25 protein-coding genes and 2 pseudogenes are annotated in these 22,813 nt (G+C 44.5%); 6 read left to right on the top strand and 21 right to left on the bottom strand.

The annotated features are described in order from the left end of the window. Positions 1-2: 2 nt before the first annotated feature. Both M3I01_RS07025 and M3I01_RS07020 read right to left on the bottom strand, forming a co-directional pair. Positions 3-725 carry an AzlC family ABC transporter permease gene (locus M3I01_RS07025; protein ID WP_255895070.1) on the bottom strand — a complete coding sequence of 241 codons (723 nt, stop codon included), beginning with the start codon at positions 723-725 and terminating at the stop codon, positions 3-5. Beyond that, positions 722-1,267, bottom strand: a complete 546-nt coding sequence (locus M3I01_RS07020) for a helix-turn-helix domain-containing protein (protein ID WP_255895069.1) — start codon at positions 1,265-1,267, stop codon at positions 722-724. Before M3I01_RS07020 ends, M3I01_RS07025 begins: the two co-directional genes overlap by 4 nt. Positions 1,268-1,535: 268 nt before the next feature. Between M3I01_RS07020 and M3I01_RS18575 the strand changes: the two genes are divergently transcribed. Both M3I01_RS18575 and M3I01_RS07010 read left to right on the top strand, forming a co-directional pair. Next, positions 1,536-1,691 (top strand): type II toxin-antitoxin system TacA family antitoxin, encoded by a 156-nt coding sequence (locus M3I01_RS18575; protein ID WP_394358971.1) that lies wholly within the window; start codon positions 1,536-1,538, stop codon positions 1,689-1,691. 125 nt (positions 1,692-1,816) lie between these two features. After that, positions 1,817-2,083, top strand: coding sequence for a type II toxin-antitoxin system RelE/ParE family toxin (locus M3I01_RS07010; protein WP_255895068.1), 267 nt, complete (start codon positions 1,817-1,819; stop codon positions 2,081-2,083). A 77-nt stretch (positions 2,084-2,160) separates the two neighbouring features. Here M3I01_RS07010 and M3I01_RS07005 read toward each other — a convergent pair whose 3' ends face one another. Then, a complete protein-coding gene (locus M3I01_RS07005) occupies positions 2,161-2,556 on the bottom strand; it encodes a cupin domain-containing protein (RefSeq protein ID WP_255895067.1) in 396 nt (131 codons plus the stop codon). Between the two features lie 245 nt (positions 2,557-2,801). Here M3I01_RS07005 and M3I01_RS07000 point away from each other — a divergent pair. Further along, positions 2,802-2,903 (top strand): annotated as a pseudogene (locus M3I01_RS07000) (IS110 family transposase); the annotation flags it as partial. A 34-nt stretch (positions 2,904-2,937) separates the two neighbouring features. On the opposite strand, the gene M3I01_RS06995 reads toward M3I01_RS07000, so the two are convergent. The 4 genes from M3I01_RS06995 to M3I01_RS06980 all read right to left on the bottom strand — a co-directional run bounded on the left by M3I01_RS06995 (position 2,938) and on the right by M3I01_RS06980 (position 5,682). Beyond that, the gene (locus tag M3I01_RS06995; RefSeq protein WP_255895066.1) at positions 2,938-3,363 is read right to left on the bottom strand and encodes a GNAT family N-acetyltransferase; all 426 of its coding nucleotides are present in this window, start codon (positions 3,361-3,363) and stop codon (positions 2,938-2,940) included. Between the two features lie 131 nt (positions 3,364-3,494). Then, the gene (locus M3I01_RS06990) at positions 3,495-4,304 is read right to left on the bottom strand and encodes an IS4 family transposase (protein WP_255895065.1); all 810 of its coding nucleotides are present in this window, start codon (positions 4,302-4,304) and stop codon (positions 3,495-3,497) included. Continuing rightward, the gene (locus tag M3I01_RS06985) at positions 4,276-4,683 is read right to left on the bottom strand and encodes a hypothetical protein (protein ID WP_255895064.1); all 408 of its coding nucleotides are present in this window, start codon (positions 4,681-4,683) and stop codon (positions 4,276-4,278) included. Before M3I01_RS06985 ends, M3I01_RS06990 begins: the two co-directional genes overlap by 29 nt. A gap of 51 nt (positions 4,684-4,734) precedes the next feature. Then, positions 4,735-5,682, bottom strand: a complete 948-nt coding sequence (locus M3I01_RS06980) for an IS30 family transposase (protein ID WP_255895063.1) — start codon at positions 5,680-5,682, stop codon at positions 4,735-4,737. A 104-nt stretch (positions 5,683-5,786) separates the two neighbouring features. On the opposite strand from M3I01_RS06980, the pseudogene M3I01_RS06975 reads away from it, so the two are divergent. Continuing rightward, positions 5,787-6,101 (top strand): annotated as a pseudogene (locus tag M3I01_RS06975) (IS30 family transposase); the annotation flags it as partial. An 83-nt stretch (positions 6,102-6,184) separates the two neighbouring features. On the opposite strand, the gene arcC reads toward M3I01_RS06975, so the two are convergent. From arcC to M3I01_RS06905, 14 genes are all read right to left on the bottom strand, one after another. Further along, on the bottom strand, positions 6,185-7,114 hold the full coding sequence (arcC, locus tag M3I01_RS06970; protein ID WP_255895061.1) for a carbamate kinase: 930 nt from the start codon (positions 7,112-7,114) through the stop codon (positions 6,185-6,187). A gap of 36 nt (positions 7,115-7,150) precedes the next feature. Beyond that, positions 7,151-8,152 carry an ornithine carbamoyltransferase gene (gene argF / locus M3I01_RS06965; RefSeq protein WP_112140055.1) on the bottom strand — a complete coding sequence of 334 codons (1,002 nt, stop codon included), beginning with the start codon at positions 8,150-8,152 and terminating at the stop codon, positions 7,151-7,153. Positions 8,153-8,271: 119 nt separating this feature from the next. Beyond that, on the bottom strand, positions 8,272-9,513 hold the full coding sequence (locus tag M3I01_RS06960; RefSeq protein ID WP_275564992.1) for an arginine deiminase: 1,242 nt from the start codon (positions 9,511-9,513) through the stop codon (positions 8,272-8,274). Positions 9,514-9,602: 89 nt separating this feature from the next. Beyond that, positions 9,603-11,009: a YfcC family protein gene (locus M3I01_RS06955; RefSeq protein WP_255895059.1), complete on the bottom strand. Its 1,407-nt coding sequence runs from the start codon at positions 11,007-11,009 to the stop codon at positions 9,603-9,605. Positions 11,010-11,461: 452 nt separating this feature from the next. Next, positions 11,462-12,358, bottom strand: a complete 897-nt coding sequence (locus M3I01_RS06950; protein ID WP_255895058.1) for a F0F1 ATP synthase subunit gamma — start codon at positions 12,356-12,358, stop codon at positions 11,462-11,464. Further along, positions 12,355-13,932, bottom strand: coding sequence for an alternate F1F0 ATPase, F1 subunit alpha (locus M3I01_RS06945; RefSeq protein WP_255895057.1), 1,578 nt, complete (start codon positions 13,930-13,932; stop codon positions 12,355-12,357). The genes M3I01_RS06950 and M3I01_RS06945 overlap by 4 nt, the downstream gene beginning before the upstream one ends. Next, on the bottom strand, positions 13,929-14,729 hold the full coding sequence (locus M3I01_RS06940) for a F0F1 ATP synthase subunit B family protein (RefSeq protein ID WP_255895055.1): 801 nt from the start codon (positions 14,727-14,729) through the stop codon (positions 13,929-13,931). The genes M3I01_RS06945 and M3I01_RS06940 overlap by 4 nt, the downstream gene beginning before the upstream one ends. 3 nt (positions 14,730-14,732) lie before the next feature. Continuing rightward, positions 14,733-15,014, bottom strand: a complete 282-nt coding sequence (locus tag M3I01_RS06935) for a F0F1 ATP synthase subunit C (RefSeq protein WP_112140065.1) — start codon at positions 15,012-15,014, stop codon at positions 14,733-14,735. A 59-nt stretch (positions 15,015-15,073) separates the two neighbouring features. Further along, positions 15,074-15,778, bottom strand: a complete 705-nt coding sequence (locus tag M3I01_RS06930) for a F0F1 ATP synthase subunit A (protein WP_255895054.1) — start codon at positions 15,776-15,778, stop codon at positions 15,074-15,076. Further along, positions 15,778-16,134 carry an N-ATPase subunit AtpR gene (locus tag M3I01_RS06925; protein ID WP_255895053.1) on the bottom strand — a complete coding sequence of 119 codons (357 nt, stop codon included), beginning with the start codon at positions 16,132-16,134 and terminating at the stop codon, positions 15,778-15,780. The genes M3I01_RS06930 and M3I01_RS06925 overlap by 1 nt, the downstream gene beginning before the upstream one ends. Continuing rightward, a complete protein-coding gene (locus M3I01_RS06920; RefSeq protein WP_255895052.1) occupies positions 16,121-16,486 on the bottom strand; it encodes an AtpZ/AtpI family protein in 366 nt (121 codons plus the stop codon). The genes M3I01_RS06925 and M3I01_RS06920 overlap by 14 nt, the downstream gene beginning before the upstream one ends. Further along, on the bottom strand, positions 16,483-16,899 hold the full coding sequence (locus tag M3I01_RS06915) for a F0F1 ATP synthase subunit epsilon (RefSeq protein ID WP_255895051.1): 417 nt from the start codon (positions 16,897-16,899) through the stop codon (positions 16,483-16,485). Before M3I01_RS06915 ends, M3I01_RS06920 begins: the two co-directional genes overlap by 4 nt. Continuing rightward, positions 16,874-18,355, bottom strand: a complete 1,482-nt coding sequence (atpD, locus tag M3I01_RS06910; protein WP_255895050.1) for a F0F1 ATP synthase subunit beta — start codon at positions 18,353-18,355, stop codon at positions 16,874-16,876. Before atpD ends, M3I01_RS06915 begins: the two co-directional genes overlap by 26 nt. A 372-nt stretch (positions 18,356-18,727) precedes the next feature. Next, a complete protein-coding gene (locus M3I01_RS06905) occupies positions 18,728-20,077 on the bottom strand; it encodes a sigma-54 interaction domain-containing protein (RefSeq protein ID WP_275564991.1) in 1,350 nt (449 codons plus the stop codon). Positions 20,078-20,300: 223 nt separating this feature from the next. Between M3I01_RS06905 and M3I01_RS06900 the strand changes: the two genes are divergently transcribed. Beyond that, positions 20,301-21,179: an MBL fold metallo-hydrolase gene (locus M3I01_RS06900; protein ID WP_255895049.1), complete on the top strand. Its 879-nt coding sequence runs from the start codon at positions 20,301-20,303 to the stop codon at positions 21,177-21,179. A gap of 54 nt (positions 21,180-21,233) precedes the next feature. After that, complete coding sequence (locus tag M3I01_RS06895) at positions 21,234-22,811, top strand: bifunctional protein tyrosine phosphatase family protein/NAD(P)/FAD-dependent oxidoreductase (protein ID WP_255895048.1); 1,578 nt, start codon at positions 21,234-21,236, stop codon at positions 22,809-22,811. Positions 22,812-22,813 lie beyond the last annotated feature (2 nt).

Raw genomic sequence — 22,813 nt, 5'->3', positions numbered from 1 at the left:
GTTTACAGCCCTCCCATAATACGCTGGTTTTTTAGTGCATAGAACAGTATCGCACCGCACATAGCCGCTAACGGAATAGCGACATTCGGATAACCTAATATTTTCAAAATTAAAGCGGTAACAGCAGACAAAAAAATTGTCAGTGACCATAGGCGATTATTGCAACGTGGAATGATTAAAACGAAAAATAGAGCGGGTAGTGCAAAAGGTAAAATATCGTTGATTAATGGCCAGCGCTGCGTCAATTCTCCACCGGCAATGGCGCCCAGTGCAGTACCACCAATCCAGCTCAACCAAGCCAACACCGCCGCGCCTGTGTACCAACCTATCCGTGCCTGTTCAGGCAGCTGAGGCAAACGGGCATGAGCCAGCGCAAAGATCTGATCCGTCAAACCATGCATTAATGGCAGCCACTTCTTATCTTGGTTTAAATAGGGAGAGAGATTTGGCCCGTAAACAACGTGCCGAGCGTTGATTAGCAGCGTCATTATGACCACCAACCATAGCGGTGCTCCAGAAGCCGCCATGGCAACAAAGAGAAACTGTGAGGCGCCAGCATAAATAAAAGTAGAGATCAGAATAGTCTCTAGCACGCTAAAGCCAGACTGAATGGAAATAAGACCAAAAGAAATGGCCACCGGAATGTAACCACCAAGTAGCGGAATCGCGTCTTTTACGCCTTGTTTCCAAGGTGTTCCTGCAAGGGGTCGGGTCGTCGTACTCATATTGGAAGGTCCTGTTTAGCATCAAGCTGTTTAGCGTAAGTTATGACCATCATGACAGTCGCCCCTGAATCGTCAGTTTGATAGCTGTGCGGAACATCGGCAGCAAAAGTGTGCGCTTTGCCAATATCCAGATGATATAGGTCATTATTTTCACCCGCCAGCATTTTTCCGCTGATTAATGTTATGGCCTCTGTCGTGCCAGCAATATGCGGCTCTGATTGCTTAATGGTGTTGGGCGCGCAAGACATCCAATACACATCAACACGCGGATTGCCCTCACCTTGATCAATCAACCTTACCTGTACACCGTTTTCTCCCAATGGGGATTCCACACTGGCAACAAGATCCCCGAACGGGACATTCAGCTGTACCGCCAAACGCCAGATCGTTTCTAAAGTCGGATTGCCATCACCTTGCTCAATACGAGATAAATTAGACTTCGCCAGCCCAGCATCTAACGCAAGCTGAGACAAAGACAGTCCCTTTGCCGTGCGCAGCTTTTGTATATTTCGGCCCAACGAGCCGAGAATCGGTTTATTCATCGTGCATCCAAAATTGTTCTTTATATAGAACGTTCTATATAAAGAACAACGGAATGTCAATGAAATTATAGAAATAGGGGGTTGGAAGGAAGGAAAACACGTGCATAACGGCCTCGTTAAACGATGTGAAATAGTTGGCTAAAATAAGCCTCGAAGGAACAATAAAACAGCTTCAATTTGTCCTCTTGGGTGGGTGGCTGGTTAGTTGCCTGCACACAAAACCAGTGCTAACGTTTGTGTGTACAGCATAAATTAAAGGTAACGTATTATGGACACCCGCATTCAATTTAGAATTGATGAAGAAACTAAACGCTTAGCTCAATTAATGGCCGAAAGCCAAGGGCGCACATTAAGTGACGCATGCAGGGAGCTAACCGAGAACTTAGCCGAACAACAACGGAAATCTATGACGCATGATTTGTAGTTAACAGAACAAATAAATGCGGCATTTGATAAATTTGAAAGTGGTAAATCCATTTTTATTGAACACGATCAAGCTAAAACACAGATTAAAATTAGAAAGAATAAGATCCGTAATCGGAATAAATCATGATTTTTTGGGAAGAAGAATCACTAAATGATCGTGAAAAAATATTTAATTTTAATCCAAGCGCTGCTGAAAAAACGGATCAAATTATTGAGGCTAAAGTTGAGAATTTACTTATACAACTTCTAATGAGTGTTCAAAGACATATCTTTCGTGACCGAATATTGATTATCCCAGAAATATCAATGATTGTTTCTTATTGGGTTGACGGAAAAATCATTCGTATTATGCGAGTCTTGCATCAAAAGCAAAAATTTCCCCAAGAGTAATAAATCAACATCGAGCTAAGGGATTAATAATTTTTGGTTAAAATAGCGACAATCATTTTTCTTATTAAAATGACTCGTTATGTAGCGACTGGTAGTTTAATACTATGTTCTGTTGGCTGTGGCGTAATAGTCATTATCTTAACGCCATCGGGGGATTCAAAACGATGCCAAATACCTTTTGGAATCACCAGCATTTGACCCGATGATAAATTATAACACTGCTCTATATTATCATTCAAAAGAATGAGTGCTGTTTCTCCACCCAAAACATGAACAAACTCATCACCTTGAGGATGCCTTTCCCACTCACTAAAACCAGAGTAATGAGCAATGTAAATTCCTCCTTCTCTGTATTCTGATAATAAAGCAAAAGCGTTCTTTGCTTCCTCATCAGTAGTCTCAGGTGTTCTACCATTGAGAAAAACCACTCTTGAGAATTCATCATTGATTGTGATTACTTCAGACTTAGACACTTACTTGATCCTTGTAGGTAGATAACGAGGCTGTAGAATTTCTACATTCTCAGCGCATTTAATTAATATAAATCCACAATATTTCACTTACATCCAATGTTCAATAGGTGATTCTATTTTTCAATCACAGATTGATGATAAGCCGTAAATAAAGTGTGAACGCACTAAGCAAAGTAATGTGTATGAAGTCTTGCCTTTCGGCTAATGAAGGCTATTCCTGAGCTTTTCGATGTTATGGTCCATACCAACCTAAAAAGGTAGCCATCATTGTCTGTATTAGAAAGCTCGTAGTGATCATAAATTCGATGGAGAGAGATGGTGTCATGTGGAATTCTAAAATGGTTTAACATCAGGAATTGACACCATAGTCACTTGTTATGCTTATTTGTATACATCCGGTTGATGTAACTCCATGAATGATTCTGGAGAGTTTAATGCTTTAAAACCGAATTCCTTATACAAACCATGTGCGTCACTTGTCGCGAGTGCCATACGACGGATACCTTGCAAGTTTGGATGCTCCATAATATTTTTCATTATCCACTTACTAAGACCCTTACCGCGATGCTCTTCTAAAACAAACACATCAGCTAAATAAGAAAATGTCGCAGAGTCTGTAACCATCCGAGCAAAAGCTACTTGTTCACCTGAATCAGTAAAAACACCAAAACATAATGAGTTATCTATTGCCTTTTTCATTGTAGGCAGAGGAATATTAGTAGCCCAATAAGACCTAGAGATATAACCATGAATAACCGAAACATCCATATCATTCGTTTCAGAACTGAACTTATAACCTGAAATCATCTCTAGCTCCTTTTATAAACATGAATGCATTGTTATCTGAACGTGCGAACTTTTAGGGTCACGAACTTTTAGGGTCAGATGAAAATTAGTGCGTATTTTCATCTGACCCTGAGGTATCCCCACAAATTTACTCATAAATAGGCTCCTTGTTCTAGCTGCTGAACGAGTTGCCTGATGCCGTCCTGCCATTCCTTTTTTGGTATCTGGAAACGGGTCATAATGGCTCGTTTCCCAAGGTAAAAGTGTGACAGAACTCTTCGCTTACGTAGAGTATTCACCTGAAAGCGTTTTGCATAGCCTGTCAGCTCTATGACTTTACCGATTATAACAAGCAGAAGCGCAGTGACAGTTGTAAGCAGGATTAAGTTACTCAACCGTTCTACCTTTGATGTAAAGTTCAACTCAAATCCCAGGCCGAATCGGCTACTTTTCATACCGCGAAACCCTTCTTCAATTTGCATTCTCGTTTCATATGCTCTGACGCAACGCTTCGCAAAAAGACGGTTCACAGGAAGAGAAGACACTAATAACCAAGGTTCTTTTGCCCCTCTAGCTGCGGTAAGCGAAGATAAAGAAGCACGTCTTTTACCTTTTTGATTGATAGAGTGACGCCCTTTCGGTGAGCTCTTGTAAAGGACAAACTGATTGGTGATTGGGTTAGATTGACGATGTTTAAGCTCTAGATGCTTGGGCTTTTGATTAGCACTAGAGAACAAAGTGGATATGCAGCGCCAAGCTTGAAGCGAGTCATCATAGTACTTACGCGGCCTTCTGACTCGTCCGACATAATCCCAGCCCTGTTTCACAACTTCATCTAACCAAGGCGTCATAAATCCAGCATCTGTTACAATGATGGGCTTTGCTTTACTTGGAAGCAGTGCTTTTAAAACGCTTAAAAATTGCCGATGTGTTTTAGGCTTTTCTTTTGTGAGCTTTGTCATGCACTTCTTCATAAAGCGTAATGGATCGCCCCTCAAAAGCCATGCTGGCACGAACTAGAAAGTGTTGTCCACGAGCATCTAAATCAGACCAATCCACGCTAATGATTGGACGCGTTTGAATCACAAAGAGTCGGCAGATATAAGCGTAAATCGATAATGCTTCGTGACGTAAATTCGGGTTGGAGAGCAATCGGTCTGAGCGTTTAATACGGTGCTTTTCGTACACTTTTGATTGGATGCCTCGACCGATACTCGTCACGGTGCAAAGATTACCTTGCGCTAAGCTGAGTACACAAGCCGATAGCGCATTGCGGCGAGTTTTATGCATATTTGGGCTGACAAGAGGAAGGATTTTGTTCAGAATAGTGGTCGCGTTCATGGCTCTCGTGTTTGGTTCCGAATTCAAGTCCGAAGTGCGACACTTTTTATTTCAAGCAACTAAGCACATTTCTTTAAAAACCATCGCTGGTTGCTTGAACCCTAGACACTTTTTTGGACGATAGTTTATTCGTCTCATCGCGAAGTGTATTCTCTCTTCTGTAACTTCTCTTAAATCAGTGCCTTTGGGTACATACTGCCTTAAAAGTCCGTTGCTATTTTCATTAGCGCCACGCTCCCAAGAGCTATATGGATGAGCAAAATACACTTTCGTATTTAATGCTTCAGCTATCTCAGCATGGTAGGCAAACTCTCGGCCATTATCGGCTGTGATCGTGTGTACATGATCTTTAAACGGCATCAATAACTCTATAGTCGCTTGAGTCACATCTTTAGCTGATTTCGAATCCACTTTCTTTATGAGGTAAAAGCGCGTCTTTCTTTCTAACAAGGTGACGATAGAACCTGTTCCATGTTTGCCTAAAACAGTGTCTATTTCCCAATCACCAAAACGCTTTTTTGTCTCTACAATGGCTGGGCGCTCATCAATAGAGACCTTGTTTTTAATCACTTCTGCTTTCGTTCGCTGACCTTTCCGGTAGCGTTTTTTTCCTTGTCTCAAATGGCGATAAAGTGTCCCTTTGTTTCTTTTGTCATCATGGATGTACTGATAAATCCATTCATGACTAACAGGAACACCACAGTTTTTGAGTACGTCAGAGACTTGCTCAGGACTCCAGTCGATTTCAATTAAAATACGAATAAAATCAATCGTCTTTGATGATATACGATATTTAGCGGATGTTTTTCGCCGTATTAAACAAGCGCTTTGAGCTTTGTCAGGGCAATATTCTGTTACTTTTTTATTCCGCTTTAGCTCACGATAAACCGTCGCTCTATGACAATTCAGTGTTCGTGCAATATTTGCCACTGATATTTCTTGTCCTAAAAGAGCGGAAATCTGGTATCTTTTGCCTTCGGTCAACTGCTGATAATTCATGTTGGTACTGCTTCATTCTGTGGTAAGAAGAATCATACCAACTTCAGCAGTTGGCTTCCTCTACACCTCTATTGCAGTGTCGCACTTATTATCTGAATTTAGGGTTATTTATGCCGTTTAAAGATCATGTACACACGATCACAGCCGATAATGGCCGAGAGTTTGCCTACCATGCTGAGATAGCTGAAGCATTAAATACGAAAGTGTATTTTGCTCATCCATATAGCTCTTAGGAGCGTGGCGCTAATGAAAATAGCAACGGACTTTTAAGGCAGTATGTACCCAAAGGCACTGATTTAAGAGAAGTTACAGAAGAGAGAATACACTTCGCGATGAGACGAATAAACTATCGTCCAAAAAAGTGTCTAGGGTTCAAGCAACCAGCGATGGTTTTTAAAGAAATGTGCTTAGTTGCTTGAAATAAAAAGTGTCGCACTTCGGACTTGAATTCGGGCCCATACAAATGAACAAAATATTGACGTCAATAAAAACAAACTGTGCATCAATAACTTTCCATGTCCCTAACTAGCTTACTGACTCGAGTTCCCGCTGTACCGGCGACGATTTGCTCTAAATCCTCCAATGACCCAATCGCTGCGGTTTTTCCGGTCTTCTCGGCAAATTGACAAGCTGCACTGACCTTTGGCCCCATGGAACCAGCGGCGAATTCATAGTTCGCTAAATCAATCGGATTCACACACTTAATCCCTCGTTGCTCAGGGGTGTCCCAATCAAGAAATACCGCCTCGGCATCGGTGGCCATGATGTATAAATCCGCACCTAATTCTCGCGCTAGCAACTCACTCGATAGGTCTTTATCTATCACCGCTTCAACGCCCTGCAAATGACTGTCCGCATCGTACATGGTGGGTATACCACCACCACCGCTGGCAATCACGATGGTATTTTTTTCTAATAACCAACGAATCGGGCGAATTTCAAAAATCCGTTTTGGCAAAGGAGAAGCCACAACACGGCGCCACTTTTGCCCATCCGGCTTAATGCTCCAGTGATTGTCTTTGGCCAATCTTTTGGCTTCCGCTTCTTCATACACAGGACCAATAAATTTAGTAGGGTTACTAAAAGCGGGATCTTTAGGATCTACTTCCACCATGGTCAACAGTGTCGCCAAAGGTCGTTCGAATGGCACTAAATTACCCATTTCTTGTTCTATCATGTAACCGATCATGCCCTCGGTTTCTGCCCCTAACACATCAAGAGGATACAATTCATCCGGCTTATAAGCATTGCCTTGTAACGCCAGCAGGCCGACTTGAGGACCATTACCATGAGTAATAATCAGCTCATTATTTACGGCAATTTTTGCCAAGGCCTGCGCTGCGATTTTGATGTTTTCACGCTGCGCTTGCGCTGTTAACGGTTGACCGCGCTTAAGCAAAGCATTGCCACCCAGAGCAACTACAATTCTCATACCATCACTCCTTTAGTTCCCAAGTGTTGCCACTTATTAATTTCCTAACGTTGCCACTAGCATCGCCTTGATGGTGTGCAAACGGTTCTCTGCTTGATCAAACTGAATGCCCGCTACCGATTCAAATACGTCATCGGAAACCTCCATTTCAGTAATGCCAAATTTTTGGAAAATTTCTTCGCCCACATCCGTGTCGCGGTTATGAAAGGCCGGTAGGCAATGCATGAATTTGGTGGCACTGTTGCCTGTCGATTGCATCAAAGCACTGTCGACACGGTAAGGCGTTAACAGTTTAATACGCTCTTCCCAAACACTATCCGGTTCACCCATAGAAACCCAAACATCGGTATGGATAAAATCACATCCCTTAACCGCTTCCTTAGGATCTTCTGTGATGGTCAGTTTACCGCCATAGCGCTTTTCTAACTCACGTGCTGGTTTTAAAAACTCATCACTCGGCCATAGGGATTTAGGCGCCGCAATACGAACATCCATGCCCATTAGACAACCTGCAATCATCAGCGAATGACCCATATTAGAGTGAGCGTCGCCCACATAGGCGTAACTTACTTCACTCAATGGTTTGCCACTGTGTTCACGCATGGTTAACAAATCGGCCAGCATTTGAGTTGGATGAAATTCATTGGTTAAACCGTTGTACACTGGCACACCCGCGTATTGAGCAAGCTCTTCCACAACGTCCTGACCAAAGCCACGGTATTCAATCGCGTCGAACATTCTACCCAGCACACGAGCCGTGTCTTTCATTGACTCCTTCTTACCGATTTGTGAACCAGAAGGCCCTAAATAAGTCACTTGTGCACCTTGATCAAAAGAAGCGACTTCAAACGCACACATAGTTCGAGTCGATGACTTTTCAAAGATCAGACAAATATTTTTGCCTTTTAATCCCTGTTGCTCCATACCACTGTATTTCGCACGTTTAAGATCCCGAGACAAATCTAATAAAAAATTAACATCTCGCTGACTAAAATCTAATAACTTAAGAAAGTTTCTATTACGTAAATTGAACGACATTTTAAATTCCTTGAATAAGAATCAGATAAATTCAAATAATGTGAATTTAGCTAATAACAATGAGTAATATTGGTAACAGGTGCATTTAAAAAAGTGATTAAAAAGTCTGACGTTACGACCTAATATTCAACTGGGTCACGCCAAATAGGACACGTCATACAATGACCGCCGCCGCGACCTCGGCCTAATTCTGCACCACTCACCGTAATCACTTCTACGCCCGCTTTGCGCAATAAGGTATTGGTATAAGTATTACGGTCATAAGCAACCACCACTCCGGGCTCCAGTGCAACGACGTTATTGCCGTCATCCCATTGCTCGCGTTCTTTTTGATAATGGTCACCGCCGGTTTGCACCACGTTGAGTTTTTTAATGCCTAAGCATTCCGCTGCGAGGGAAAACAAGTGTTTCTTCTCTTTACGAAAATCAATCTGCCCAGCGTTATCGCCTGGTCGTAGGCTATAACATTGAATCTCATCACACACATCGGTAAAAGCCGTAACGACATCTCGATCACAATGGCTAAATACGGTATCAAGGTGCATGGCAGAACGAGAACGAGGCATTTGACAAGCAATCACTCGAGTGGCTGCACCCTGCTCAAAGAGTCGTTTGGCAATTTGCCCAACCGCTTGTGGCGACGTGCGCTCGCCCATTCCGATCAACACACTGCCATTGCCCCAGGCCATCACATCGCCCCCTTCGGCGGTTGCTGGACCATGATCCTGATCTGGGTCACCCCACCAAATTTTAAAATCGCCATTGTTAAAGGCAGGTGCAAACTCAGGATGAAAGCGATATACCGCGGTAATTAATAATGTTTCTGGACGGCGTGCCGGCCAATACATAGGGTTTACTGTGACACCGTTGTAAATCCAACTGCTGTTATCTCGGGTAAATTGTGTATTTGGTAACGGGGGAATGACAAAACCATCAACCCCAAGATAGTTACCGAACATGCCATGAGATTGGAAAGGTAAATCATGAACTGAAATACCACCAATAAGGTAAATAGACAATTGCTCAGCCGGCATATCATCGAGCCAACTGCGCAAATCATTCAACATACCAACACCCACTTGATTCTCGTTAATACGACGATCAAGAACCCAAGCCCGCGCCGTTTTATCGCGTAAGGTTTGTTCTAATAACAACCCAAATTCGAGTACTTTTACGCCACGACTCTCCATTTTCATACAGAAGTCCATGTGGTCTGTCCGCGCCTGCTGAACCCACAACACATCGTCGTACAATAACTCCGCGGCATTGGCCGGTGTGAGGCGGGAATGGGCAAGACCCGGTCGGCAGACAATAACTTTTCGTAACTTGCCTACTTCGGAGTGAACGCCAAATTCGATCATAATCGTGTCCTAAAAAGTGGTTGAAAAAACCTAAGGCCAAGCACAAAAACAATTCATCAAGGCCAAAAAAGGTACGAATAAGCCAAGGCTTATGCGCTTAGCGCGACAACACTGAGAGAGCCCATAATGATGAGACAAAGAACCAACAATAGCGGCCAAATAAAGCGTAACCATCTTTCGTAAGGCACCTTAGCAATGGCCAATCCGCCCATCACCACAGCAAACGTAGGATTAAATAAGTTCACCAGTCCATTAGCAGACTGATACGCCGTCACCACCAATTCACGGCCTACGCCAGAAAAATCAGCCAATGGCGCCATAATCGGCATGGTTAAAACCGCTAAACCAGAGGAAGAAGGAACAAAAAACGACATAAGTACTTCAATACCAAACATCGCATTGATAAAGACGACAGCCGATAAACCACTGAGGGTTTCTTCACCTAAATGCAAAATAGTATCTGTCATGTGACCGGCGTCCATGACAACAACAATACCCCGTGCAATTCCAATAATAATGGCCACGCCTAATAAATCACGGGCGCCATTGATAAAGACTTCTGTAAAGGTTTTTTCCCCCATCCAAGTGACAAACCCCACCAACACAGACGATGCAATAAAGAGCGCGCCCATTTTTGCCATCCACCAGCCTTGACTTGATACACCCCAAATCATCACCGCAAAGGTTAAGGCAAAAATAACCAATACCAACTTCTGAGAAAGCGTCAGCTCAAGCTCGCTGGCAACGTCAGTTTTTTTACAAAATTGCGCTTCTATATCCGCTTGATGATCAGCAACAATAGACAGTTTAGGATTGTTTTTGACTTTTTCGGCGTAGCGCATCACATAGACAACGCAAGCCAACCAACCGCTAAGCAGGATAAAAAATCGCAATACAATGCCTTGAGTAAAAGGAATGTCTGCCGCATTAGCAGCGATAACCGTCGCAAAGGGATTAATGGTTGAACCTAGCGTTCCGATACCAGCACCCAATAAAATAATACCCACCACCACCACAGAATCATACCCTGCGGCTATCATCACTGGAATCAGTAAGGCGTAAAAAGCCAGTGATTCTTCGGCCATGCCATAGGTGCTACCGCCCAGCGCAAATAGCGCCATCAAAATCGGTATCATCCATTTTTCATGGCCCTTCAGCTTCACCATGGCGCGAGAAACGCCAGTATCAATCGCGCCCGTTTTGGTGACCACACCTAAGAAACCACCAATAATCAGAACAAATAAGGCCACATCAATCGCCGCGGCCTCATAACTGTCTGGATTATAAAATCCAGCGATGGGCGCAAGGAAAACATCAACAACACCTTGGGGGTTCGCTTCAACTTGCTGATAAGTACCAGGGACAGGCACTTCTTTTCCTAGTACCACACTTTCAACACGGTCATATTGTCCAGCGGGTACAATCCAAGTGCCAGCAGCGATCAATGCGATTAAAATAAAAAGAATGGTATACGCGGTTGGAAATTTAAAAGTCATTATTAACGTCCTTTAAAAAACGGGGGGATTCTATTTTTTATTTAAAAAGCACCTTTTAAAAAATCACTTTCATTAAAATAATGAGTACAGTCGTATTCAGTTATTTTAAAAAATACAATTTAAATAAAAGGAAAAATAAACCCAAACATCAGTAGCACTTAAGTTCAGCACCACTAAATTAAAAGCCTGCCATACTCAAATTTTCAATTTAAATGTACAACACCACTTTATAATGCAAGATTAAATACACACTGACACTGCGCTAAATCATTAAATCTACAATGAGCGCACTTATTACTGAGTTCTAAGATTGAACACAAATCGTTTCTAAGCGTATTTTAAAAATTTAGCGCGTTATGGATCGCTATGAGGTTGAAGCGATTGGCTTTTACCAAGCACATCTCTCTTTAAAAAAAGCATACGTTTTTTTATAGGAAGTATTGATCGAGGTTCTAATTCAGCGCGTTGAAGCCTGATAAGACATCAAACAACTCTTCGTCAATATCACTTTGACGCAAACGGTGAAACGTTTGGTTTAGGTTTTCTTGTAATTCATCGATGTTCTTTTCAGCTCGCTGCATAGCAGCGAGACGACTGGCGTTCTCGCTGGCAAGCGACTCTGCACACGCTCTAAATAAACTAACAAACAAGTATTCACGCACAAACGCACGCCGTGTTTGATCTTGATTTGGCATCACTTCCGCAAGGTTGTTTGTTGGCCAGTGAATACCCTCAAGATTGTGCTGCCAAGCGGCGTCCAAGGGCAGTAGTTGCTGACAGACTGGCCGATAAATCGAATCAGATTCGGGCCGATGATGAAAAAGAAATACTTGATCAATCACACCTTGCTCGCGCTTCGCTTCCAGTTCGATCAAAATGTTGCCCACCAGTGCGGTAATGGTATGAATTGAGCCGGGTAAGGTAAAACTGTCTTCTGTTTTGAGTGCGGTATCGAGTAAGCGAGACTGTACACGCTCCCCAACCGCCCAGACGGTTTTTTCACCCGGTAACTTAGCCAAGGATTCAACCACAAATTCAACCATCGCTTCATTGAATTGTCCTACCAATCCCTGATCCGAACCAAACACAATCACGCCCACACCTGACACGTTTTTTTGAGATCGGTTTACGATCGCTAAAGGCCTGCCCAACTCAGCCGATTGGGTATTTGCTGACAAACAAGCCACCAGCCCCAATTGCACCGTTTGGTAATAATCGTCCAGCGAATGAACCGCTTTTTCATATTGCCCAATGCTCGAGGACGCGATGGTTTTCATACTGCGCACGACGGATTGAAGGTCTTTAGCACTGGTGATCTTATGGCGCAAACTGGCGATGCTGTCGGTCATGACGGCTCACTTGAATGCGTTTGCTTAGACGCTTTCTCCGTCCAATCCAAACCTGTTAAATCAACGTCTGACTGAAAATCATCAAGCGCTTGGCGTGCAAGCTGAAGGATAACGGCTTTATTTTCCTTGCTTAATTTTTCAGAACTTTCTAATCGTTCAACCAGCTGATCAGGTATGTTAATCGCCGCATCACGTACCGCTTGCTCCGCCGCTGGCATGTGCGCTAAAGAAATGTCATCAAACAAATCTGCCGTCAGTGCCACCAAAACAGTAATTTGCTCTGCCATCGACACAGGAGCGAATTCAGGCTGCATCAAACACGCTCGAATGCGTCGGCCATGTTCAATAATTTTCAGCGTATTATCGTCTAATCGCGCCCCAAAACGGGCAAAGGCTTCTAACTCCTCAAACTGGGCATACGCTAATTTAAGATCGACTGTCACGCCGCGGTACGCCGCTCTTTGGGCTTTACCGCCAACACGAGACACTGATTTTCCCACATCAACTGCGGGCAAAACCCCCAGTTCAAACAACGCAGGCGAAAGATAAATCTGCCCATCGGTGATAGAGATTAGATTGGTAGGAATGTACGCTGAAATATCCTGCGCTTCGGTTTCGATAATCGGCAACGCAGTCAATGAACCACCACCAAGCTCGGCACTTAAGTGCGTCGCCCGTTCCAAAAGCCGCGAGTGAATATAGAAAATATCACCAGGGAAGGCTTCTCGACCCGGCGGCCGACGTAACAAGAGTGACAATTCACGATACGCTCGTGCGTGATGTGTCAGGTCGTCATAAACAATCAGTACATCGCGGCCCTTTTCCATAAAGTGCTCAGCAATACTGGTAGCCGCATAAGGCGCAAGGTACGCAAGCCCCGGTGGATCGTTCCCCTCGGTTACCACCACCACGGTGTATTCCAGCGCGCCTTGTTCACGCAACGTCGCAATAACTTTGGCAACACCAGAAGCACGTTGTCCAATGGCGCAATAAACGCACAACACATTCTTTCCGCGCTGATTCAATATGGTATCAAGCGCAATCGCCGTCTTGCCGGTTTGCCGATCACCAAGAATCAATTCTCGCTGTCCTCGACCCACCGGAATCAAGGCATCAATGACCTTGATGCCAGTTTGCAAAGGTACGCTAACGGCGGCACGATCCATAATCGCTGGCGATGGTCGCTCAACCGGTAAACGTTCACTGACCACTAGTTTGCCTTTGCCATCCAGAGGTTCACCGATTGGGTTGATGATACGGCCGATCAAATTTTCACCAACGGGTACATCGACGACATGACCGAGACGTTCAACTTCATCGCCCGCCTGTAAGTGCCAATAGTCACCTAGCAACACGGCACCAATTTCATTTTCATCCACGTTAAAGGCTATGCCATAAATATCACCGGGAAACTTAAGCAGTTCTTCATAGCCCACACCTGGCAAGCCGGACACTTTGGCAATACCGGTAGCAACGCTGGTAATAACACCGACTTCACGTGGCGTTAATGCTGGCTCGAAAGATTGTCGTGCCTGAGCTAAGCCTGAGAATAATTCGTCAAACATAGACTTCATGAGGCTTGCTCTTTGCTTTGATCCTGCTGGCGACTATCGTCATGGGACTGCAACACTTGGTTCACACGCTTAGTTAATGTGGCAAGGTAGTCGACAATGCTCCACGCTATTTTCTGACCGTTAGCATTGATTTCGATACCACTGACGACCGCAGGCTCAGTAGCAAACTGAATGTCTACCGAATCTCCCAAGATATCCTTAAGTGCTGCTCTAATAAGCGCGGTCTGCTCTTCTGGAAGATCAAACGCCGTATGAACGATTAAAGGCTGATCCGAGCCTGCAAAGGCAGATTGTAAGCTGGCTTTTTCTTCGTCTTTTAATGCGTCTAAACGCTGCACAAAAATAACGGCCATGCGTGCTTCTAAACTGGTGCCAGCAAGGTCACTCAACGCTTTCCGAGCAATCGCAAACACTTCTTCTCGCGCTCGCTGACTCAGTGCATCCTGCAAACTATGCTGCTCGTTTTTAAGCGCCAATTCTAGTTTGCTGCGTAACGCATCCGATTCTTCACGTACTTCATTCAGCAAACGCGCCTTTTCGGCTTTTGCGTCTTTTGTCACTTTGCTCATTTTCGCGGCACGGTGCTGATCAAATTCTGCATTTTTTTGCTGGAATGTCTCACGCTGCTGCTCGGCTTCCGCTCTCTTTTCGTCGGCATCAGCAAGCTCGTCCACAATGCGTTTTTCACGTGCATCGATCGCATCAAGAATAGGACGGTACAAAAAACGCTTCAGCAACCACACGAGAACAAGAAAATTGATGAGTTGCGCAATGACGGTAAACCAATCAATCAACATAATTTATTGACCTGTCGCTTGGGCAATGCCGTAATTCCAGAAAGGGTTGGCAAACAGCAAAATCATTGACACCACAAAACAATAAATCGCGGTGGATTCGATCATCGCCAAACCCACAAACAAGGTTCGGGTAATGGTTGCTGAGGCATCTGGTTGCTGAGCCAATGACGACAACGCGGTCGCCACAGCCTTACCTTCCCCCAATGACGGCCCAATAACACCGATGGCAATCGTCAGTCCCGCGGTAATAATCGATACCACCGCAATAATCGTCATGCTGTCCATAGTCACTCCATAAATGTTCATAAGATTAAATAGCCATTAAAGTTAAATCGTCATAACAGTTAACTGGGCGCATTAGGCTCAGCTTGTTGGACTTCTGTTTTTTGGGAACGGGTGGCCGCCGCGATGTACACGGTTGCCAGAATAAAAAAGATGTAGGCTTGCACTATGCCTGTCAGCAAACCCAGTAGTGTCATCACTACAGGAAACAAGAATGGCGTAATGGTAAGCAAAATCGCGATGATCATAGCGCCGCTCATCATATTGCCAAACAATCGCACCGCGAGCGCCAAGGTTCGCGACACCTCACTGATAATATTAAATGGCAGCATAATGATGGTTGGCTTGGCATAAGAAGAAAGGTAACAACCCAACCCTTGCTCTTGAATACCAAATAACGGCACTGCCACCAACACACACACAGCCAAAGCGACCGTGGTAGAGAGCGAGCCTGTGGGTGGTTCAAACCCCGGAATCACAGTGCCAAGCGCAGAAAGCGCAATGAATAAAAACAGCGAGCCCAAAAAACCAAGGTATTTATGAGGTTGGCTTAGTCCCACTTCTTCGATCTGTTTACTGATGTTGATCACCACCACTTCCAACAGATTCTGCCAGCGAGAGCTCTGTAGATTGATAGACAATTTACGAGTGATAAAGATAGAAGCCACCACCAGCACTGACATCACCAACCAAGTAAATACGATGGTGGCATTGAGCTTAAAGAACCCCATTTGCCAGTAAATAATTTGATCCGGACTGAGGTGCATTAACGATCACCTGCATGAGAATGTTCATCGTTAATGCTCAGAACGGGAGCGATGACAACAGGGTTGTCCTTTAAACGAATGAGACCCGTAGCAAACAAGCGCAGTACAAAGAACCCGAGTAAGCCCAGTAATAACGTTCGCCAATCATTGCCCAAAAAGACATAAAAGCTGACCATGACGACACTGATACGAAACACCATACTAAATAGAAACAATGGCGCGATATAGTGACTAGAACCTAGTCGACGTACGGTCCACCAAAGTCCTGCAAAATAAAAAACACCTAGCAATACGCCCACAAAAATTGCGTAGGCAATACCGCCCCATAGGTTGTCGCTAAAATCAATCAGCATCATTGTTATCCTCATGTTGATGAATATCTTTGTCTTCTTTATCGACCCAGTGCCACGCATTAAAACAGCCAAGACAAAGACCAACGACCAGCAGCGCCAATGTCCACGAACGCCCACCGGGATAAAGATCGTCTAACCAAATACCAAGCCCTGCACCGAGCACCGTGGGAATCGCTATAGACCAGCCAATTAATCCCATCATCCCTAACCCAGACCACACGGTTTTATTAACATGTCGCTGCGCCTTTAGCTTGCGTGACGCCATGTCGCCCACCTGCTGGCTGTAGTTTTGTTGGCTATCGCTGCTGGGCGGTTTTTTTTTCAATGTAGAGTTCGGTTCATTCTCGTTTTTCATAACACGTTTGTATCCGGCTTAAACGCCACCAAGCGTTGAATAAAACCACTTTCCATCTTGGTCAACACAGAACGCAGCGTTCGTTCCTGCTCGTCGAGCTGCATAAATTCTTTTTCTACCGCGGCTCGCAAGGCGTCCAAACCCATGCCACTCATGGCATTTCGTACAGAAACCCTGACATCCAAACCCGTTTTCACCAAAACGCCCTCATCCACCGCAAGGTAAGTTTCTTCTGCACCTTCTGTTTCAAAGACCAAGATGCCCGCTGACAACGCGGCGACGCAGTCCAATCTATTGGGTAAAATGCCAAATGCGCCTTGATGCGTCATCGCGACAATGCGCTTGACTTGGGGTACCTCGGCAAAGACTTTGTAAGGCAACAAAACCTTAAGCGTCATGTACGTTAGTGCCATGTTGATCCTCCTTTGCACCAGGTAGCTTGTATTTTTTATGCGCTTCATCAATCGCGCCAATCATATAGAGCGCGCTTTCGGGATAGTCTTCAAATTCGTCTTTAAGAATCCGTTCACAACCATCCAACGCGTCATCAAGACTGACCAATTTCCCAGACATACCGGTGAACTGCTCGGTGGTGAAAAACGGCTGAGTTAAAAAACGCTCTAAACGTCGAGCTCGCCCGACCACCTTGTGGTCTTCTGGCGATAACTGTTCCATGCCGAGCATGGCAATGATGTCTTTGAGCTCTGCGTATTGCGCCAACGTACGACGAATATCCTGCGCAAGGTCATAATGTCGTCTGCCGATAATACTCGGCGTCGCCATTTTTGAACTGGACTGTAACGGGTCGATCGCGGGGTAAAGCCCTTCACTGGCACGTTTACGTGACAGTACAATAGAGGCGGAAAGGTGCGAAAAAGTATGCACGGCGGCAGGATCAGTAAAGTCATCGGCTGGCACATACACGGCTTGAATCGAGGTGATTGCGCCGCTGCCAGTATTGGCAATACGTTCTTCTAATTGTGATAATTCAGTGCCCATGGTTGGCTGATAACCTAACCGAGCAGGCATCTGTCCCATTAAACCAGACACTTCCATGCCCGCTTGAATGAAACGAAAAATATTGTCGACGAGTAACAAAACATCGCGATGTTCGTCGTCACGGAAATACTCCGCCATGGTTAACGCCGCATGACCCACACGAAAACGCGCGCCGGGCGGTTCATTCATTTGCCCAAACATCATCACCATGTTATCCAACACGCCCGCGTCTCTCATCTCGCGATAGAGCTCTTCACCTTCACGACAACGTTCACCAATGCCACAAAAGATACTCACGCCTGCATGCTGACCGACCATGTTATGAATCATTTCGGTCAACAGAACGGTTTTCCCAACACCCGCACCGCCAAATAAACCGGCTTTTCCGCCGCGCTCAAGCGGCATTAAGACATCAATCACCTTAATTCCGGTTTCGAATACTTGTGTCTTGGTGGAGCGTCTTTCTAAGGCGGGTGGTTCGTTATGAACGGAACGCCATTGAACCTCTTTCAGTGGCGCTTTTTGATCAATGGTGTTGCCAAATACATCGAACATGCGCGACAGAATCTCTTTTCCAACCGGCGCTTGTAGGGGCTTTCCAGTGTCTTCTACCAACATGCCACGGGCAAGACCTTGGGTTGGCGTCAGGGCAATACAACGAATTCGATGAGCGTCTAATTGAGAAAAAACCTCAATGGCAATCTGTTTTTTGGTTCCGGTATGCAACAAGGTACGAATCGGTGGCAACTGATGATCAAAACGCACATCCACGACACTGCCGCGTATCGAAATCACAGTACCAGTGTTAAGGGGGGCTGTTTCTGAGGTGATTTCTTCTGCTTCTTTGACGCTAGTGTGCAAGTCTGTCATGCCTTAATCCCTTTATTAACATCCCAACGCCAATCAGGTCGATACAAAACCATCTATCATGCCCATCGCCAAGAAAGCTCAATCTAAGTAATAAAACTTAATATTGATTACCCTCTTCAATCACTGGAGTGCTGTATTTTTTATCTGTAACTACTACGTTAGCGTAATGTCGACGGCTCAAACAGTGATCCATGACAGGCAATAAGCAGTTAACATCTTAGGGAGGATAGACTAGGGAGGTGCGAACAAGCTCACTTGTTTCTCTAGGGGTAAGATCGGATTTTTTGTTCACGACGATCAATAGCTTTCGTCGCCACTTTCAGCTATTTAGTATGTTGGTTAAGTATAAGATTCATAGTACCAACAAGAGTTTTATAACTTACGATATAAAGAACGAAGGCTAATACCCGCCACCTGCGCCACCTTCTCTTTATCATTATTATGAAACGCCATAAGGTCAGATAAATAATGCTTTTCCGCAGTTTTCAAATCCACCCACTTCTCTTCAAAACCATGGATTTTATGAGAACTCAACGGCAGTGTTAACGGAGTATCACTTTGTTGGCTAAGTTCATTATCAATATTCAAGCATTCTTGAATTGTACTGCGTTCAATAAGATTGGTGTCCGTCAGAATGACCGCTCGGTTAAGGATATTACTCAGCTCTCGGATGTTACCCGGAAAATCGTATCGCTTTAGTATTTGTAAGGCAGAATCGGTGAGGTGATACTCTTTTCGTTCGCTTATACGTTTAAGTAAAGTATTGATTAACAAAGGCAGATCGTCTTGTCGCTCGCGCAGCGAAGGCACATAAATAGGAAAAACATTAATCCGGTAATAGAGGTCTTGACGGAACGCCCCTGCTCTCACCATTTGAGCAAGGCTTTTATGAGTCGCACAAATTAAGCGGAAATTACTGTGCTTAATCGTCGAGGACCCCACCGGCCGAAAAGACCCCGTTTCAATAAGACGCAACAGTTTTACCTGCATAGAAAGTGGCACATCACCAATTTCATCTAAAAATAAAGTCCCACCATTGGCCAGCTCAACCAGCCCTGTTCGGTTGTTGTTGGCTCCTGTAAAAGAGCCTTTTACATGACCAAACAGTTCACTTTCAAACAGCGAGTCGGTAAGCCCCGCGCACTCTAACGTTACTAATGAATTATTGGCCCGCAGGCTACCTTGATGAACCGCCGTCGCCACTAGCTCTTTACCACTTCCTGATTCCCCCAATAAGAGAACGGAAGCCTCACTTCTACTCACTCGGGTGACTTTTTCTAACATCTGATTAAAGCGTTTACTCGCCCCCACCAGCTTGTTGCTCATGTTTTCAGCACTGGCGATTGACACTCTTCGCAATAGTTCAACAAAGAAAAGCAGCTCACCTTGAGCATCATGAATTGGCAGCATTTCTACATCGACATGCTCTTTTCCACGCGGCGTTTGGTGGATATGAAGCACTCGTTCTTTATGACCACTGTGCATTACCGCAGACAAAGGACAATCCTCTCCGGCCTCATCGCAGGGAACGGTATAGCCATGAGAAACCTCATAGCAACGGGCTTTTTTAGGCAGTGGAACATCACCAAATTCATTTCGGTAAAGTTGATTAATCGCTAATATTTGATAATCCACAGACACTAAAATAGCAGGACAGTCATAGCCCTCTAACATATTCGCCATCCCTTCATAAGAAGGTACATCGGATGCAATGATGTTCATAAAAAATTGTCATATTTGTCAAAATTGAAAACGAAATATGGCAATTTACACTATATTAGTCAAAGTTAATTTAATTAGAAAAACTCATAAAATACAATAAACACATTAAATTCAATGAGTTATATTTAAACCACATCATTGGCATGCTTTCTGCTCTATGGAGGTTATCAAACCGATAAGCGGTTATTTACGAATTAAAGACAAAACCGAAAGGGAAAGAGTAATGACGAACACAATAACAAAACCCAATGTCGCGGCTTTCTTTGATAAAGACTCTAATACTTTCTCGTACGTGGTTAAGGATCCAGATTCATCCAACTGCGCGATTATTGATAGCGTCTTAGACTTTGATTATGCCTCAGGCAGTACTTCTTATAAGGGAGCCGATGAGATCGTAAACTACGTCGCCGCTCATAAACTAACTGTTGAATGGTTGATTGAAACGCATGTTCATGCGGATCACCTTTCCGCCGCGCCTTACTTGCAAGAAAAACTAGGCGGTCAAATCGGCATAGGCAAACACATTACAACCGTGCAAGACACCTTTGCCACCGTCTTCCATGAAGGCGCCGACTTTAAACATGATGGTTCCCAGTTTGATCACTTATTCAGTGATGATGAAGTGTATCAAGTGGGGTCAATGCAATGTGTGGCAATGCACACTCCCGGTCATACACCAGCTTGCTTTACCCATATTTTGGGGGATGCGGTATTCGTGGGCGATACGTTATTCATGCCTGATGCCGGCACAGCCCGCGCTGATTTTCCCGGCGGGGATGCCGGCACTTTGTTTGATTCCATTCAAAAAATATTAGCCTTGCCTGAAGATTATCGTATTTTCATGTGCCATGACTATTGTCCAAATGGTCGCGAATTGGAGTTTCAAACGACAGTAAAAGCACAAAGAGAAGGAAATATTCACGTCAAGAGTGACATTAGTAAGTCTGTGTTTGTCAATTTACGCGAAACGCGAGACAAAACATTGGCCATGCCACGCCTTATTCTACCCTCACTTCAAATCAACATGCGGGCTGGGCATATGCCAAAAGCGGAAGATAACGGCTTGGCTTACTTAAAAATCCCATTGAATGCCTTTAAGTAATCCAACGGTATTCATTAATACATAAATTCTAATAAAAACATCGAGGAAACAAACATGTTACGCAAACAAATTACGGACAATTATTCGGTGTCTGATCAAATTAGCCTGGCCAACGTAGAAACCTTGTCACAGCTAGGCATCACTCTCATCATTTGTAACCGACCTGATAATGAAGAAGAAGGTCAACTGACTTTTGCTGAGGTAAAAGCCTTGGCAAAAGAAAAAAACATTAATGCCGTGCACATTCCCTTCAGCGGTGGGCAAATGCAACCTTCGGATGTGGAAGCGTTTAAAGCCGTCATTAAGGACGGCGACAACATTCATGCGTATTGTCGAACAGGCAACCGCTCTAGCGTTATTTGGCAAGCAGCCACTGAAACGTCATCAAAAGCACCCTCTGATGATATGACGTTTGATGTTGTCATTGTGGGTGCTGGCACAGCAGGCATATCCACCGCGGCCAGCTTATTGAAACGTAAGCCAGATTTGAGCATTTGCTTAATAGACCCCGCGGCCAATCATTTTTATCAACCTGGCTGGACACTCGTTGGTGGTGGGGTTTTTAAAGCAGAAAGCACACGAAGAAACATGTCCGATGTTATTCCTAAAGGAACCAAATGGCTTAAGGAATCCGTCAAAACGTTTCACCCCAACGACAACAAAGTGACGCTTGAGAATGGCCACCACATAGGTTATCAATATTTAGTGGTAGCGGCTGGTATTAAGCTGAACTGGGACGCCATTGAAGGCTTGTCCGAAACATTAGGTCGCAATGGCGTCACATCTAACTATCGATACGATTTAGCGCCTTACACGTGGGAACTATCACAGAACCTTAAAAGCGGAAAAGCGATTTTCACTCAACCACCGATGCCCATTAAATGCGCCGGTGCGCCACAAAAAGCGATGTACTTATCTTGCGATCACTGGTTTAAGCAAGACATGCTTAACAATATTGATGTCTCTTTTTACAATGCTGGCGGCGTGTTATTTGGAGTATCCGAGTATGTACCTGCCCTTCAAAGCTACATCGAAAAATATCAGATCACTACGAATTTCAACCACAACCTCGTTAAAGTAGACGGCCCAAACAAGCGCGCTTATTTCGCGGCAAAAGATGAAAACGGCCAGCCAACAGTTGTCGAAGCCGAGTTCGATATGCTGCACGTTTGTCCGCCACAAAGCGCACCAGATTTCATCCGCAACAGCCCTTTAGTCGATGATGCTGGCTGGGTTAATGTCGATAAAGAGACCTTGCAACATACTACCTTTAACAACATTTGGTCATTGGGTGACGTGGCCAATACGCCGAATGCAAAAACCATGGCGGCGGTTCGTAAACAAGCACCTGTTGTTGCGCAAAATATTGCCGACACAATACAAGGTCGTAAGGTTAGAGCCATTTACGATGGTTATGGCTCATGCCCACTGACTGTTGAAAGAGGCAAAATCGTCTTAGCAGAATTTGGCTATGGTGGAACATTAATGCCCACCTTTCCCAACTGGCTTAATAACGGCACGAAAGCGACAAGATTAGCGTGGATACTCAAAGAAGACCTGTTGCCTCCCTTCTATTGGCACGGCATGTTGAAAGGTTATGAGTGGTTTGTCTCACCTAAAATGCGCAAATAACG

Source organism: Marinomonas maritima (assembly GCF_024435075.2).
GTDB classification, from domain to species: Bacteria; Pseudomonadota; Gammaproteobacteria; order Pseudomonadales; family Marinomonadaceae; genus Marinomonas; species Marinomonas maritima.
Note: the sequence above shows the minus strand (reverse complement) of the source record. Positions and strands in the feature narration are given on the sequence as shown.